We start from the raw sequence: 15,949 nt of genomic DNA on the forward strand, positions 1-15,949 counted from the left end.
GCAGGCTCTCTCCTTCTCATACACCCCGGGCGCCTCCCGGGTTCCCGGTCCGGTGCGACCGAAGGCAGCGGCCTCAGTCCCAGGACCCCAGCGCCGCCGGCAGCCGGGACACCTCCGCCAGGTCCTGCGCGGTCAGCCGCAGCCCGGTGGCCGCCGCGTTCTCGGCCGCCCAGCGCTCCTGCTTGCTGCCCGGCACCGCGATCACATGGCGGCCCTGCGCCAGCACCCAGGCCAGCGCCACCTGGGCCGGGGTGACGTCCTCGCCGTGCCGGCCGGCGATGCGCCGCAGGCCCGCCACGATCGGCTGGTTGGCCGCCATCATCTCCGCCGTGAACCGGGGGTGCCGGGCGCGCACGTCGTCCCGTTCGAAACCCTCGCCCGGCGTCAGCGTGCCGCTCAGGAAGCCGTTGCCCAGCGGCATCGCCGCCAGGAAACCCACACCCCGCGCCTCGCACCACGGCAGCAGCGCCTGGAGCGCCTCCGGCGACCACACCGAAAGCTCCGCCTGCACCGCGCTCACCGGGAACACCTGCTGCACCCGCCGCAACTGGCGCAGCGTCATGTCGTGCAGCCCGGTGCCCGTGCGGCGCCCGCCGCGCGCCCCGACCGCGCACAGGCCGAGCGCCCGTACCTTCCCGGCCCGCACCAGGTCCGCCATCGCGCCCCAGGTCTCCTCGACCGGGACCTCGGGATCGGCGCGGTGCAGTTGGTACAGGTCGATCACGTCCGTCTGCAGCCGGCGCAGCGAGGCGTCGCAGGCCCGCCGCACATAGCCGGGGCGGCCGTTGGCCACGATGTGCTGCTCGCCCACCAGCAGCCCCACCTTGGTGGAGACGAAGGCATCCCGGCGCCGCTCCCTGAGCACCCGGCCCAGCAGCAGCTCATTGGTGAACGGGCCGTACATGTCGGCGGTGTCCAGGAGGTCGCAGCCCAGGTCCAGCGCCCGGCGCACGGTTCTGATGGACTCCTCCCCGCGCTGCCGGGATCCGCTGTACGCCCAGCTCATCGGCATGCATCCGAGTCCGACGGCCCCCACCGCGAGTCCCCCCGCGCCGATCGTCCTGCGCTCCACCTGCTCGTGAACCTCCCTCTGCCCGGCCCCCAACCTAACCTCTGCGCCCGGACGCGCCTGACATAGCCTCCTCGCATGACTTCACAGGTGTGGCTGCCCATTGCGCCCGAGGAGATCGAGGGGCTGCCCGCGGGCCCCCGGTACCTGTTCTGGGACGGGGGCGAGGAAGGTGACCAGCCGTTTCCCGGCGACCCCGCGGACTGCGCCGTCTACGTGGTGCCGTACATGAAGCGGATGTCGGTCCGGGTGGCGCCGCTGGAGCACCTGACGAACGTCCGGCTCATCCAGACGCTCACCGCCGGCGTCGACGACATCACCGCCCACCTGTCGGTGATCGCGCCCGGCGTGCGGCTGTGCAATGCGCGCGGGGTGCACGAGACGAGCACGGCCGAGCTGGCGCTCGCCCTGACCCTGGCGGCGCTGCGCGGCATCCCCGGATTCGTCCGCGCCCAGCAGGAGGAGCGCTGGGGGAGCGGATTCCACCCGGCCCTCGCCGACAAGAGCGTCCTGATCGTCGGGTACGGGGCGATCGGCGCCGCCATCGAGGACCGGCTCGCACCGTTCGAGCTCGCGCGGGTGGCGCGCGTTGCGCGCTCCTCGCGCACCACGGCGCGCGGTCCCGTGCATCCGATCACCGATGTGCTCTCCCTGCTTCCGCACGCGGATGTCGTGATCCTCTGCACGCCCCTCACGGAGGCCACCCAGGGACTCGTGGACGCCGGGTTCCTCGGCCGCATGAAGGACGGCGCGCTGCTCGTGAACGTCGCGCGCGGCCCCGTCGTCGACACCGAGGCGCTCCTCGCCGAGCTGGAGCGCGGCCGGATCACCGCCGCCCTCGACGTGACGGACCCGGAGCCGCTGCCCCCCGGCCACCCCCTGTGGCGGGCGCCGGGCGTGCTGATCAGCCCGCATGTGGGCGGCCCTTCCTCGGCCTTCCTGCCGCGCGCCAAGCGACTGCTGGTCGACCAGTTGACCCGTTTCGTCCGCCAGGAACCCCTGCGGAACGTGATCCTTACGACCGGTCCCGAAACGCCGGGAGCAATCGGGCGTTAACCCTTCCGCGCACCCGATACCGTCCCTACGAGACCCCCGTTCGGCACCCTCCGCAACCCTCCGGACGCGGCCCGTACCCGCATACCCCCTGGTCGTCACGGAGCGTAGAGACGCTATGTCCCTGAGTGACGATCCTGGTGTATCGTCCCGACAGGGGCTGCGCCGCTGACTTCGGCGCCGGGGATGGACATTTCAGATTTGTGAGGGGGGCGACGGGCGATGCACGGCCTATGGACGAACGATCCGACGCGGCGGAGCCGCCGACGGCGACCCTGGCGCACGGCAGCGCGCAGGCGCGGCCAGCACACCAGCCATCACAGTCACCACCAGCGCAGGCACAGCGCCCGTCGCAGGCATGCGCATCCGGCGCAGCGGGACCGTCGGGACCCGGGAGCGGCGGTCACCGGGAGGCCCCGGTGAGCGCCCCGCCCGCGACCACCCTCGACGGAGCGGTGCGCGCACCGCACCCGCACGAGGCACCGCCGCCCCGCAGGCCGGCCGCCGCTGACGGCACCCGGCTGCTGGAGCAGCTCGCCATCGCCCTGGTCTGCGCGGCCTACGCCGTCGGGGCCGCGTTCGACTGGGGCACGGACGCCGTCGCGCTGATCATGGGCGACTTCGGTCTGAGCGCGGCGGCGGGCACCGCCGCCGTCTCCTGCTTCCTGTACGCCCGCAGCCGGCGCGTGCGCTTCCGGTCGGCCTGGCTGCTGTTCTCCCTGTCCTCGGCCATGGCCGCCCTGGGCAACGCGGTCTGGGGCTGGTACGAGGTGGTGCTGGGCAGCACCGTGCCCAGCCCGAGCTACGCCGACGTGTTCTTCCTGTGCTTCGCGCCGCCCGCCATCGTGGGCCTGCTGGTGCTCGCCAAGCGGCCGGTGACCCGCGCGGGCTGGATCTGCCTGGGTCTCGACGCCTGGCTGATCGGCGGCTCGCTGCTGACCCTGTCGTGGAGTCTCGCGCTCGCCCAGGCGGCCCGGTTCGACGGGTCGAGCGTGGCGCACGCCGCGCTGTCGCTGGCGTACCCGCTGCTGGACATCGCGCTCGTCAGCATGGTCCTCGCGCTGCACTTCCGCCGCGCCCCGGGCAACCGTACGGCGGTGAACACCGCGATCGGCGCGCTCGCGCTGACCGTGATGTGCGACGCCCTGTTCACCTCGCCGCTGCTGCACAGCGGCTACCGCTCCGGGCAGCTGCTGGACGCGGGCTGGTTCGCCGGCTCGCTGCTGCTCGCCTACGCCCCCTGGGCCGCGCCCCGGCGGCGCGGCGCGCAGGAGGCACGCGCGGGCGACGGGCACACGCGCGTGGTCCACGAGCATGTGCCGGGCCAGCGCGGCACGGGCCACCAGCTGCCGCTGCCCGCGCCCGGCGCCGGCGAGCACAGCCGCTACCCGGCAGGCCGGCCGCTCACCGGCTCCCTCGCCGCGCTCACCCCGTATCTCGCCGCCGCCGTGTGCACCCTGGGCATCCTGTACAACGTCCTCAACGGCCGCCGACCGGATCACGTGGTGCTGATCACGGCGGGCGCCGTGGTGCTGGCGCTCGTCATCCGGCAGGGGATCATGCTGCTGGACAACATCACCCTCACCCAGGAACTGGCCCAGAAGGAGAACCACTTCCGCTCCCTGGTGCAGGGGTCGAGCGACGTCATCATGATCGCCGCGCCGAACGGCATGCTCCGGTACGTCTCCCCGGCCGCCGCCGGGGTGTACGGCCGGCCCGCCGAGGAACTGGTCGGCAGCGAGCTGGCCGGCCTCATCCACCCGGAGGACCTGGGCTGCGTGGTGCACGAGGTGCGCCGCTTCCTCGCCGCCAACCCGCTCGAGGAGGCCACCACGCGCATCGAGTGCCGGTTCCGCTCCGGCGACGGCGGCTGGCTCAACGTCGAGTCCACCGTCAACCGCCACCACGGCGGGCTGATCTTCAACAGCCGGGACGTGACCGAAAGAGTGCGCCTCCAGGCGCAGTTGCAGCACAACGCCGAGCACGACCCGCTGACCGACCTGCCCAACCGCGCCCTGTTCACCCGGCGCGTGCAGCAGGCCCTGTCCGGCCGCCGGGCCACCGACCGGGGTGCCGCCCTGCGCGGTACGGCGGTGCTCTTCATCGACCTCGACGGCTTCAAGGCGGTCAACGACACCATCGGGCACCAGGCCGGGGACGAGCTGCTGGTCCAGGCCGCCCGCAGACTCCAGGACGCGGTCCGGCAGGGGGACACCGCGTCCCGGCTGGGCGGCGACGAGTTCGCGGCCCTGATCGTCGGGGACGGCACCCGGGACCGTGCCGCCCGGGAGCGGAACATCCTGGAGCTCGCCGACCGCCTCAGGGTCACCCTCTCCCAGCCGTACGCCATCGACGGCAACGATGTCCGGGTCAACGCGTCCATCGGCGTCGCCTTCGCCGAACCGGGCCTGGGAGCGGGCGAGTTGCTCCGCAACGCCGACCTGGCGATGTACCGCGCGAAGTCGGCCGGAAAGGGCCGGGTCGAGCTGTACAAGCCGCAGATGCAGCAGGACGTCGTCCGCAAGGCCGAGCTGGCCACGCGCCTGCGTGCCGCCCTGCACGACGGCGAGTTCGCCCTGCTGCACCAGCCGGTGGTGTCCCTGCAGAGCGGGCGGATCACGGCGGTCTCCGCGCAGGCGCGCTGGCGCTCCTCCCAGGGCGTGCTGTTCACGCCGGCCGAGTTCCTGCGGGTGGCCGAGGACGGTGACAAGACCGCCGAGCTGGACCGCTGGATCTTCCAGGAGGCCGTGGAGCAGGCGGCCGAGCGGGCCGCGACCGGGTGTGCGGTACCGGTGGCGGTGCGGACGAGCGCCCGGCGGCTGCTGGACAAGTCGACGCCCCTGGGCTCGGTGGAGGCGCTGCTGACCCGGTACGGGCTGCCGCCCGGGGCACTGGTCGTCGAGCTGTCCGACACCGATCCGCGGGTCTGCCTCGACGAGCTGGAGCGGCGGCTGACCGCGCTCAGCAGACTCGGGGTACGGATCGCGCTGGACGGCTTCGGGAGCGGCTTCGCGGCCATCACGGCCCTGCGGCGGCTGCCCGTCGACATCCTCAGGCTCGACCGCGGTCTGGTCGAGGGCGTGGTCGAGTCCGCGCGGCTGCACAAGATCACCAGCGGTCTGCTGCGGATCGCCGGCGATCTCGGGCTGCAGTCGGTGGCCGAGGGCGTGGACCTGCCCGAGCAGGTGGTCGCGCTGCGCGCGATGGGCTGCACCCATGGGCAGGGCATGGCGTTCGCCGGTCCGCTGGACGAGTACCGGCTGCGCCGGGCGCTCGGATCCGGCCATTATCCGGTGCCGCACGGACCGGCCGAGCCGGCGTTCGCGGGCAGTGCGAGAGAGCCGCAGGGGCTGGTCGGCGTCGAGACCGGCACCGCTCGCAGGCCCGAGGGGCTGAGCGCGATCGCGGCGTCGACCCCCTCTGTCGCACCGGGGAGGTGAAGGACTCGTGGGGAGGGGCGCGGGGGTGTACACAGGGTGTGTTCCCGCTGTCTTCGGAGGCGGCCGTGCCCCTCGTTCACATTCTGAGACGCCCGTCCCACCCACTTGACACGTGGTGCGTGCCGGAGGGAGGGTCAGTGCCATGCGCACCCGAATTCTCGTACTTGGCCAGCGCGTCGGCTGAGCTGGGAACCACCGGAGGACCGATCCGGAATGCCCAGCGACCTCACCGACGCGCTCCCCTCGCTTGCCTTGCGGCACGAGGGGTTTTTTGTTGCACGAGTGCCTTTCGTGCAGTGCACCAAACCCGCCCGAACCTCGCAAAAACCCTCAGCATCGAGAAGAGAATGCCGATGACCGAGCAGGCCACCGGGGCCCATCCGCAGCCGCGGCCCCGATCCGGAGGACAGCAGTCCGCCCCCGTCGAGCACGTCACGGGTGCGCAGTCCCTGATCCGCTCCCTCGAGGAGGTCGGCGCGGACACGGTATTTGGTATTCCCGGCGGTGCGATCCTCCCGGCGTACGACCCGTTGATGGACTCCACCCGGGTCCGGCACGTCCTGGTCCGGCACGAGCAGGGGGCCGGCCACGCCGCCACCGGCTACGCGCAGGCCACCGGCCGGGTCGGTGTCTGCATGGCCACCTCGGGGCCGGGCGCCACCAACCTGGTCACGCCGATCGCCGACGCGCACATGGACTCCGTGCCGCTGGTCGCGATCACCGGCCAGGTCGCCTCCAAGTCGATCGGTACGGACGCCTTCCAGGAGGCGGACATCGTCGGCATCACCATGCCGATCACGAAGCACAACTTCCTCGTCACCAAGGCGGAGGACATCCCGCGGGTCATCGCGCAGGCGTTCCACATCGCCTCCACGGGCCGGCCGGGCCCGGTGCTGGTCGACATCGCGAAGGACGCCCTCCAGGCGAAGACCACCTTCTCCTGGCCGCCCACCATGGACCTGCCGGGCTACCGGCCGGTGACGAAGCCGCACGCCAAGCAGATCCGTGAGGCGGCGAAGCTGATCACCTCCGCCAAGCGGCCCGTCCTCTACGTCGGAGGCGGCGTCCTCAAGGGGCAGGCGACCGCGGAGCTGAAGGTCCTCGCGGAGCTCACCGGTGCGCCCGTCACCACCACCCTGATGGCGCTGGGCGCGTTCCCGGACAGCCACCCGCTGCACGTGGGCATGCCGGGCATGCACGGCGCGGTCTCGGCCGTCACCGCGCTGCAGAAGGCCGACCTGATCGTCGCGCTCGGAGCCCGGTTCGACGACCGGGTGACCGGCAAGCTGGACAGCTTCGCCCCGTACGCCAAGATCGTCCACGCGGACATCGATCCGGCGGAGATCGGCAAGAACCGCGCGGCGGACGTGCCGATCGTCGGTGACGCGCGTGAGGTGATCGCGGATCTGGTGCAGGCGGTGCAGCGGGAGCACAGCGAGGGCCACCAGGGTGACTACAGCGCCTGGTGGAACGATCTGAACCGCTGGCGGGAGACGTACCCGCTGGGTTACGACCAGCCGGAGGACGGCTCGCTCTCCCCGCAGCAGGTCATCGAGCGGATCGGGCGGCTGGCGCCGGAGGGCACGGTCTTCGCGGCGGGTGTGGGCCAGCACCAGATGTGGGCGGCGCACTTCATCCAGTACGACAAGCCGGCCACCTGGCTGAACTCCGGTGGCGCGGGGACGATGGGCTACGCGGTGCCGGCGGCGATGGGCGCGAAGGCCGGCCGGCCCGGTCAGACCGTGTGGGCGATCGACGGTGACGGCTGCTTCCAGATGACCAATCAGGAGCTGACCACCTGCGCGCTGAACAACATCCCGATCAAGGTCGCGATCATCAACAACGGCGCGCTCGGGATGGTCCGCCAGTGGCAGACCCTCTTCTACAACCAGCGCTACTCCAACACCGTCCTGCACAGCGGCCCGGACGACGTCAACCCGCAGGCCAAGGGCACGCGGGTGCCGGACTTCGTGAAGCTGTCCGAGGCGATGGGCTGCGTGGGCCTGCGCTGCGAACGCCCCGAGGACCTGGACAAGGTCATCGAGGAGGCCAACTCCATCAACGACCGGCCGGTCGTCGTCGACTTCATCGTCCACGAGGACGCGATGGTCTGGCCGATGGTCGCCGCCGGCACCTCCAACGACGAGATCATGGCCGCCCGGGACGTCCGCCCCGACTTCGGCGACAACGAAGACGACTGAGCGAGAGAGACCACAGAGACATGTCCAAGCACACGCTCTCCGTCCTGGTGGAGAACACGCCCGGCATCCTCGCCCGGATCGCCGCCCTGTTCTCGCGGCGCGGCTTCAACATCGACTCGCTCGCGGTCGGTGTCACCGAGCACCCCGACATCTCCCGCATCACGATCGTGGTGGGTGTCGAGGAACTGCCGCTCGAACAGGTGACCAAGCAGCTCAACAAGCTCGTCAACGTGCTGAAGATCGTGGAGCTGGAACCCGGCCAGGCGGTCCAGCGCGAACTCGTCCTGGTGAAGGTCCGCGCCGACAACGAGACCCGCTCCCAGATCGTGGAGATCGTCCAGCTGTTCCGCGCCAAGACCGTGGACGTCTCCCCGGAGGCCGTGACCATCGAGGCCACCGGTTCGAGCGACAAGCTGTCCGCCATGCTCAAGATGCTGGAGCCGTACGGCATCAAGGAGCTGGTCCAGTCCGGCACGATCGCGATCGGCCGCGGCGCCCGTTCGATCACGGACCGCTCGCTGCGCGCCCTCGACCGGACGGCGTAAGACTGGAAACGGGCGGTCGGTGATCGCCGGTCGCCCGTATGCCGAGACCCCCGAACTTCCCTCCCGCCCCCCGTCATACGGTGGGACGCACCACCTGCACACAAGGAGAACCCAAAGTGGCCGAGCTGTTCTACGACGCCGACGCCGACCTGTCCATCATCCAGGGCCGCAAGGTCGCGGTCATCGGCTACGGCAGCCAGGGCCATGCCCACGCCCTGTCGCTGCGTGACTCGGGTGTGGACGTGCGGGTCGGTCTGCACGAGGGCTCGAAGTCCAAGGCCAAGGCCGAGGAGCAGGGTCTGCGCGTGGTGACCCCGGCCGAGGCGGCCGCCGAGGCGGACGTCATCATGATCCTGGTCCCGGACCCGATCCAGGCCCAGGTCTACGAGGAGTCCATCGCCCCGCACCTGAAGGACGGCGACGCGCTGTTCTTCGGTCACGGCTTCAACATCCGGTTCGGTTTCATCAAGGCGCCGGCCGGTGTGGACGTCTGCATGGTCGCGCCGAAGGGCCCGGGCCACCTGGTGCGCCGGCAGTACGAGGAGGGCCGTGGTGTCCCGTGCATCGCGGCGGTGGAGCAGGACGCCTCCGGTGACGCCTTCGCGCTGGCCCTGTCGTACGCGAAGGGCATCGGCGGCACCCGCGCGGGCGTGATCAAGACGACGTTCACCGAGGAGACCGAGACCGACCTGTTCGGTGAGCAGGCGGTGCTCTGCGGTGGTACGGCGGCGCTGGTCAAGGCGGGCTTCGAGACGCTGACCGAGGCCGGTTACCAGCCGGAGATCGCCTACTTCGAGTGCCTGCACGAGCTGAAGCTGATCGTGGACCTCATGTACGAGGGCGGCCTGGAGAAGATGCGCTGGTCGATCTCCGAGACCGCCGAGTGGGGCGACTACGTCACCGGTCCGCGGATCATCACCGACGCCACCAAGGCCGAGATGAAGAAGGTCCTCGCCGAGATCCAGGACGGCACCTTCGCCAAGAACTGGATGGACGAGTACCACGGCGGTCTGAAGAAGTACAACGAGTACAAGCAGCAGGACTCCGAGCACCTGCTGGAGACCACCGGCAAGGAGCTGCGCAAGCTCATGTCGTGGGTCGACGAGGAGGCGTGACCTCCCGGTCCCGCGGCGGTGCCCCCTCGGCCGGGGGCACCGCCGCGGGGCTTCACCCGGACCCCGTACAAGATGGAGTCTCCCGTCCGGGTGATCCTTCCGCGGAGGCGTAATACGCTCGCCGCCGCGCCACTACACTTCTGCACAACACGCGTCAGGCCCACAGCGTCGTGCGTCTTCCGCGGCTAGCCCCCCTCCTCCGCCTGCGGCCGTCGGGACGGCCGTCCGCATCGCACATGTGAGGACTCACGTGAGCTCGAAACCTGTCGTACTCATCGCTGAAGAGCTGTCGCCTGCCACCGTCGACGCACTCGGTCCGGACTTCGAGATCCGGCACTGCAACGGCGCGGACCGCGCCGAGCTGCTTCCGGCCATCGCCGAGGTCGACGCGATCCTGATCCGTTCGGCCACCAAGGTCGACGCCGAGGCCATCGCCGCGGCGAAGAAGCTCAAGGTCGTCGCGCGGGCCGGCGTCGGCCTCGACAACGTCGACGTCTCCGCCGCCACCAAGGCCGGCGTGATGGTCGTCAACGCCCCCACCTCCAACATCGTGACCGCCGCCGAGCTGGCCTGCGGTCTCCTCCTCTCCACCGCCCGCAACATCCCGCAGGCCAACGCCGCTCTGAAGAACGGCGAGTGGAAGCGCAGCAAGTACACGGGTGTCGAGCTGGCCGAGAAGACGCTCGGCGTCGTCGGCCTGGGCCGCATCGGCGCCCTCGTCGCGCAGCGCATGTCCGCCTTCGGGATGAAGGTCGTCGCCTACGACCCCTATGTGCAGCCCGCGCGGGCCGCGCAGATGGGCGTCAAGGTGCTCTCCCTCGACGAGCTGCTCGAGGTCTCCGACTTCATCACCGTCCACCTGCCCAAGACCCCCGAGACCCTCGGCCTCATCGGCGACGAGGCGCTGCGCAAGGTCAAGCCGAGCGTGCGCGTCGTCAACGCCGCGCGCGGCGGCATCGTGGACGAGGCGGCGCTGTACGCGGCGCTGAAGGAGGGCCGGGTCGCCGGCGCCGGCCTCGACGTGTACGCCAAGGAGCCCTGCACGGACTCCCCGCTCTTCGAGCTCGACCAGGTGGTCTGCACCCCGCACCTCGGTGCCTCCACCGACGAGGCGCAGGAGAAGGCGGGCATCGCCGTGGCCAGGTCGGTGCGCCTCGCGCTCGCCGGCGAGCTGGTGCCGGACGCCGTCAACGTCCAGGGCGGTGTCATCGCCGAGGACGTCAAGCCGGGTCTGCCGCTCGCCGAGCGCCTCGGCCGCATCTTCACCGCGCTCGCCGGCGAGGTGGCCGTGCGGCTGGACGTCGAGGTCTACGGCGAGATCACCCAGCACGATGTGAAGGTGCTGGAGCTGTCCGCGCTCAAGGGTGTCTTCGAGGACGTCGTCGACGAGACCGTCTCGTACGTCAACGCCCCGCTGTTCGCGCAGGAGCGCGGTGTCGAGGTGCGCCTGACCACCAGCTCCGAGTCGGCCGAGCACCGCAACGTGGTGACCGTGCGCGGCACGCTGGGCACCGGCGAGGAGGTGTCGGTCTCCGGCACGCTGGCCGGCCCGAAGCATGTGCAGAAGATCGTCGCGGTCGGCGACTACGACGTCGACCTCGCCCTCGCCGACCACATGCTCGTGCTGCGTTACGAGGACCGTCCGGGTGTCGTCGGCACCGTCGGCCGCATCCTCGGCGAGGCGGGTATCAACATCGCGGGCATGCAGGTCGCGCGTGCGACGGTGGGCGGCGAGGCGCTGGCCGTCCTGACCGTGGACGACACGGTGGGCGCCGGTGTGCTCTCCGAGGTGGCCGCCGAGATCGGGGCGACGTCCGCCCGCTCGGTGAACCTGGTCTGACCCGCTCACGCATGGACGCCGGACGGGCCGAGGGAGACCTCGGCCCGTCCGGCGTCCATGCGTCGTCCTACTTTCCGCCCCGGCCGGGCGCGATCTGGCGCAGTGTCATCGCCGCGCCCACCGCCGCCACCGCCAGCAGTACCGCGCCGGCCAGCGCGGCGCCCCGCATCCCGCTGATGAACGCCTCGCGGGCCGTGGCGAGCAGGGTCTCGCCGGCCCGGCCGGGCAGAGCGGCGGCCGTGGCGAGCGCGCCGCCCAGGGTCTCGCGGGCCTGGTCCGGGGCCGTGCCCGGCATCTCGTGGCGGTAGAGCGCGGTACCGATGGAGCCCAGGACCGCCATGCCGAGCGCGCCGCCGAACTCGGCGCCGGTCTCCAGCAGCGAGGAGGCCGTGCCCGCCCGCTCCACCGGGGCGCCGCTCATCGCGAGGTCGGTCAGCTGGGACATGATCGCGACCATCCCGCAGGCCAGGACGCCGGACGCGGCCAGCGCGAGCCACAGCGAGTCGGTGCCGACGAGGGCGAGCAGCACATAGCCGGCCGCCATGGCCGCGAAGCCGCCGGCGATGACGTACCCGCGGTGGACGCCCCGCTCGACGAGCTGCGCGGCGACCGGACCGGCGACCCCGATGAACACCGACGGCAGCAGGCTCCACAGGGCCGCGTCCAGCGGGCTCTTGCCGAGGACCGACTGCAGGTACTGCGTGGTGAAGACGGCCGAGCCCATCATGCCGAGCGAGGCGACGAGGTTCAGGACGAGTGCCGGGGCGAAGCCGCGGCCCTTCAGCAGGGACAGCGGGACCAGCGGGGAGGCCGCGGTGCGCTGCCGGCGGACGAAGAGGGCCGCGAAGAGCAGGCCGACGGCGACCGAGACGACGTAGCGCGGGTGCCAGCCCTCGGCGGGGATCTCCTTCAGGCCGTAGATCACGGGGAGCACGGCGGCCAGCGACAGCGGGACGCTCACCCAGTCGAAGCGGCCGGGCGCGGGGTTCTTCGACTCGGGCAGCAGCACCGGGCCGAGGAGCAGCAGCAGTGCCATGGCGGGCAGGTTGACCAGGAAGACCGAGCCCCACCAGAAGTGCTCGACCAGGATGCCGCTCAGCACGGAGCCGAGCGCGATACCGCCGGTCATCACGCCGGACCACAGTCCGATCGCCTTCGCCCGCTGGGACGGGTCGGTGAACATCGTGCGCACCAGCGCCATCGTGGACGGCATCAGCGTCGCGCCGCCGACGCCGAGGAGCGCGCGGGCCGCGATCAGGGTCTCGGCGCTGGTCGCGTAGGCCGCGAGGAGCGAGGCGGCGCCGAAGGCCGCGGCGCCCGCGATCAGGAGCTTGCGGCGGCCGACGCGGTCGCCGAGGGCGCCCATCGTCATCAGCAGGCCGGCCAGGACGAATCCGTAGATGTCGAAGATCCACAGCTGCTGGGTGCCGCTCGGCCGCAGGTCGGCGCTGATCGCGGGGGTCGCGAAGTAGAGGACCGACACGTCCATCGAGACCAGCAGCAGCGGCAGCATCAGCACACCGAGCGCGGTCCACTCGCGGCGCCCGGCACGGGCGGGGGCGCCGACGGGGGCGCAGGCAGGGGCGGTGGTGCTCGTCGAGTTCGTCATGCCGAGGACTGTACGGACGTATTAAACGCTTGTCTAGAACGATTGTATAATTCATGCGTCTAGGACAGGTGTATGGATCCGGGGGTAGGGTGGCCGCATGGGACACCGTGAGGATCTGCTCGCAGGCGCCAGGCGCTGCCTGCTGGAGAAGGGCTTCCTGCGCACGACCGCGCGGGACGTGGTCAAGGCGTCGGGCACCAATCTGGCCTCGATCGGCTACCACTACGGCTCGAAGGACGCGCTGCTGGTGCAGGCGTACATCTCGCTGATCGAGAGCGTGGGCGAGCGGTGGGATCCCGGCCTCGGCGGTGAGGTGACGCAGCCCCCCGGCTCGCTGGAGCGCTTCCAGGAGATCTGGGGCGCCGTCATCCGTGCCGTCCCCGAGGCGCGGGCGACCTGGCTGCTGAGCTTCGAGCTGATGTTCCAGGACGAGCGGCTCGCCGAGGTGCGCAAGCTGCTGGCCGAGGCGCAGGAAGAGGGCCGCTCGGGGCTCGCCGCCATGTTCCTGGGGGTCCCGGAGGCCGAGGTGGACCAGGACACCACCGACACCGAGGGCCGTCTCTACCAGACCCTGCTCAACGGCCTCATGGTCCAGTGGCTCTTCGACCCGGAGACGGCGACCACCGCGGAGCAGCTCACGGAGGGGCTGCGGCGGGTGATCCGGGGGACGGCGCGGGACTGACCCCGGGCGGGGGCCGCGAGCGGGCGGACGGTCACAACCGGGCCCGCTTCAGCGCCATGTGCAGCAGCAGCCGGTCCTCGCCGTCGTCCAGGTCAAGGCCGGTCAGCTGCTCCACACGGGACAGCCGGTAGTAGAGCGTCTGGCGGTGGACGCCCAGCTCGGACGCGGTGCGGCCGGCCTGGCCCGCGCAGTCCAGATAGACCTCCGCGGTGCGGGCCAGCTCCCGGTGGGCGGGGGAGAGGAGCGGGCCGACCACACGGTCGTGCGCGGCCTCCGGCGGCAGCGCGGTCAGCAGCCGGTACGCCCCGATCCGCGCCCACTGGGCGACCGGCCCGAACCGCGGCTCGGCCAGTGCGGCGCGCGCGGCGGCCGAGGCCTCCTGCCAGACCGCGCCCAGCTCGGCGAGGCCCGTGCGGGGTTCGCCCACCCCGGCGGCCGTCCGCTCCTCGGCCAGGCGTCCGCGCGCCCCTTCCGACTCCTTCAGCAGCCGGGTGGCGGCCGTCAGCGCCGGGGTCGGCAGGTCCGTGGTGCGCAGCCGGACCAGCACCGCGAGGCTCAGTCCGGTCGGCCCCCAGGGCAGTGTGCACAGCGCGGTGGCGTGCGGGACCGTACGCGGGGCCGGGGCGTCGTCCGGGTCGGCCGACGGCCAGGGCGCGACACAGACCAGGGTGTGCGGGCCGTCCGCGCGGGGCCCGAGCGCGGTGCGCAGATCGGCCACCGCCATGTCCCGCTGCCAGCCCCGCTCCGCGGTGAGCACCGCCCGCAGCTCGCGGCTCAGCCCGGCCCCGGCCTCCGCCTCGTCCGCCAGCAGCGCGCCGATCCGGCCCGCCACGCGCATGGCGGCGGCCAGCTGGGCGCCGGTCGGCCCCGGGTCGCCGTCCAGCAGCCAGACGTAGCCGAGGACGACATTCCGATGCCGTACGGGCAGGCAGATGCGGCCGCGGTAGACACCGGCCTCGGGGCTCGGCGGGATGCGCACCGGTTCGGTCGCGCGCGTGATGCCGAAGCCCTCGAACCAGGTCCGGACGGGCGCCGTGGAGCGGCGGGTCAGGATCGAGCGGGTGCGCACCGGATCCAGCGCGGAGGGGTCCAGCTCGCCCTCGCTGTCGTACACACCGAAGGCGATCAGCTCGAAGTCGCGGTTCTCCAGGGTCGCGGGGACTCCCAGCAGCTCCGAGATCTCGTCGACGAGCTCCTGGTAGTCGCGCTTGTAATCGGCCTCCACCCGGGCATTCTCCCGCATTCTCCGACCCTCTTCATACATATGTCTGAGATCCCGGGCACGGATGCGTGACAGCTGTCGATGGCCGAAGATCGGAGAGATCCTTAGGTTTCACGGTGGTTCTCCGTGCCGTACCCGAAGCGTCGGGTTTCGGCCTACTTCTTGGCCTTGTTGTGGAGGTGCCCCGTGCTGGGTCCCGTGATTCTCGCCGCGTCGCGCAGCGACCGGATGCGTCGCCTGATCTCGGCGGCCCCGGTGACCAAGCAGGTCGTCGACCGCTTCATCCCCGGTGAGACGGTGAGCGACATCGTCCCGATCATCGAGGAGCTGACGGCCAAGGGCCTGGAGCTGACGATGGACGTCGTCGGCGAGGACATCACCACCCCCGAGCAGGCCACCGCGGCCCGCGACGCCTACCTGGCCCTGATCGAGCAGCTCAAGCTGCTGGAGCTGGGGGAGCGGGTCGAGATGAGCGTCAAGCTCTCCATGTTCGGGCAGGCCCTCGCGTCACCCGCCACCACCCTGCCCGAAGGGTCCTCCGGGGCCGCCCCCGCATTCCACGGCGGCCACGAGCTGGCCCTCGCGAACGTCCGCCCGGTCGTCGAGGCCGCCGCCGCCATCGGTACGACGGTGACGCTCGACGCCGAGGACCACACCACCCTCGACTCGATGTTCGCCATCCACGAGGAGCTGCGGAAGGACTTCCCGCAGACCGGCTGCGTCATCCAGGCCTACCTCTTCCGCACCGAGGCCGACGCCCGCCGCCTGGCCGAGTCCGGCAGCCGCGTCCGCCTGGTCAAGGGCGCCTACAAGGAGCCCGCCGAGGTCGCGTACCAGCAGAAGCACGAGATAGACAAGGCCTATGTGCGCATCCTGAAGACGCTGATGGAGGGCGAGGGCTACCCGATGATCGGGTCCCACGACCCGCGCCTGATCTCCATCGCCCAGGAACTCGCGCACCAGGCCGGCCGTAAGCTCGACGAGTACGAGTTCCAGATGCTCTACGGCATCCGCAGCGACGAGCACCTGCGACTGGCCGCCGAGGGCCACCGCATGCGCGTCTACACCGCCTACGGCACGGACTGGTACGGCTACTTCATGCGCCGTCTCGCGGAGAAGCCTGCCAACCTGCGCTTCTTCCTCCGTTCCATGGTCAGCAAGGGCTGAGGCGCA

At 71.5% G+C, this 15,949-nt stretch carries 11 protein-coding genes; 8 read left to right on the forward strand and 3 right to left on the reverse strand.

All coding sequences use genetic code 11. From position 1 onward, the window contains the following. Nucleotides 1-73 precede the first annotated feature (73 nt). A complete protein-coding gene (locus ACF073_RS24505; protein WP_392073345.1) occupies nt 74-1,072 on the reverse strand; it encodes an aldo/keto reductase in 999 nt (332 codons plus the stop codon). Nucleotides 1,073-1,147: 75 nt separating this feature from the next. On the opposite strand from ACF073_RS24505, the gene ACF073_RS24510 reads away from it, so the two are divergent. From ACF073_RS24510 to serA, 6 genes are all read left to right on the forward strand, one after another. After that, nucleotides 1,148-2,125: a 2-hydroxyacid dehydrogenase gene (locus ACF073_RS24510; protein ID WP_392073347.1), complete on the forward strand. Its 978-nt coding sequence runs from the start codon at nt 1,148-1,150 to the stop codon at nt 2,123-2,125. Nucleotides 2,126-2,541: 416 nt separating this feature from the next. Then, the gene (locus ACF073_RS24515; RefSeq protein ID WP_392073349.1) at nt 2,542-5,562 is read left to right on the forward strand and encodes a putative bifunctional diguanylate cyclase/phosphodiesterase; all 3,021 of its coding nucleotides are present in this window, start codon (nt 2,542-2,544) and stop codon (nt 5,560-5,562) included. A 353-nt stretch (nt 5,563-5,915) separates the two neighbouring features. Further along, nucleotides 5,916-7,763, forward strand: a complete 1,848-nt coding sequence (locus ACF073_RS24520; protein WP_392073350.1) for an acetolactate synthase large subunit — start codon at nt 5,916-5,918, stop codon at nt 7,761-7,763. Between the two features lie 20 nt (nt 7,764-7,783). Further along, nucleotides 7,784-8,308, forward strand: a complete 525-nt coding sequence (gene ilvN, locus ACF073_RS24525; RefSeq protein WP_392073352.1) for an acetolactate synthase small subunit — start codon at nt 7,784-7,786, stop codon at nt 8,306-8,308. Nucleotides 8,309-8,424: 116 nt separating this feature from the next. Continuing rightward, the gene (ilvC, locus tag ACF073_RS24530; RefSeq protein ID WP_392073354.1) at nt 8,425-9,423 is read left to right on the forward strand and encodes a ketol-acid reductoisomerase; all 999 of its coding nucleotides are present in this window, start codon (nt 8,425-8,427) and stop codon (nt 9,421-9,423) included. Nucleotides 9,424-9,673: 250 nt separating this feature from the next. Continuing rightward, nucleotides 9,674-11,263, forward strand: coding sequence for a phosphoglycerate dehydrogenase (gene serA / locus ACF073_RS24535; RefSeq protein ID WP_392073356.1), 1,590 nt, complete (start codon nt 9,674-9,676; stop codon nt 11,261-11,263). 67 nt (nt 11,264-11,330) lie between these two features. Here the strand turns inward: serA and ACF073_RS24540 are convergent, their stop codons facing one another. Then, on the reverse strand, nt 11,331-12,872 hold the full coding sequence (locus ACF073_RS24540) for an MFS transporter (RefSeq protein ID WP_392073358.1): 1,542 nt from the start codon (nt 12,870-12,872) through the stop codon (nt 11,331-11,333). A gap of 97 nt (nt 12,873-12,969) precedes the next feature. Here ACF073_RS24540 and ACF073_RS24545 point away from each other — a divergent pair, with 97 nt between their 5' ends. Continuing rightward, the gene (locus ACF073_RS24545; RefSeq protein WP_392073360.1) at nt 12,970-13,554 is read left to right on the forward strand and encodes a TetR/AcrR family transcriptional regulator; all 585 of its coding nucleotides are present in this window, start codon (nt 12,970-12,972) and stop codon (nt 13,552-13,554) included. A 31-nt stretch (nt 13,555-13,585) separates the two neighbouring features. Here the strand turns inward: ACF073_RS24545 and ACF073_RS24550 are convergent, their stop codons facing one another. Beyond that, a complete protein-coding gene (locus ACF073_RS24550) occupies nt 13,586-14,797 on the reverse strand; it encodes a PucR family transcriptional regulator (protein ID WP_392073362.1) in 1,212 nt (403 codons plus the stop codon). A 165-nt stretch (nt 14,798-14,962) separates the two neighbouring features. On the opposite strand from ACF073_RS24550, the gene ACF073_RS24555 reads away from it, so the two are divergent. Then, the gene (locus ACF073_RS24555) at nt 14,963-15,943 is read left to right on the forward strand and encodes a proline dehydrogenase family protein (RefSeq protein ID WP_392073364.1); all 981 of its coding nucleotides are present in this window, start codon (nt 14,963-14,965) and stop codon (nt 15,941-15,943) included. Nucleotides 15,944-15,949: the final 6 nt, after the last annotated feature.

This window comes from Streptomyces sp. NPDC015171 (assembly GCF_043079545.1).
Classification (GTDB): Bacteria; Actinomycetota; Actinomycetes; order Streptomycetales; family Streptomycetaceae; genus Streptomyces.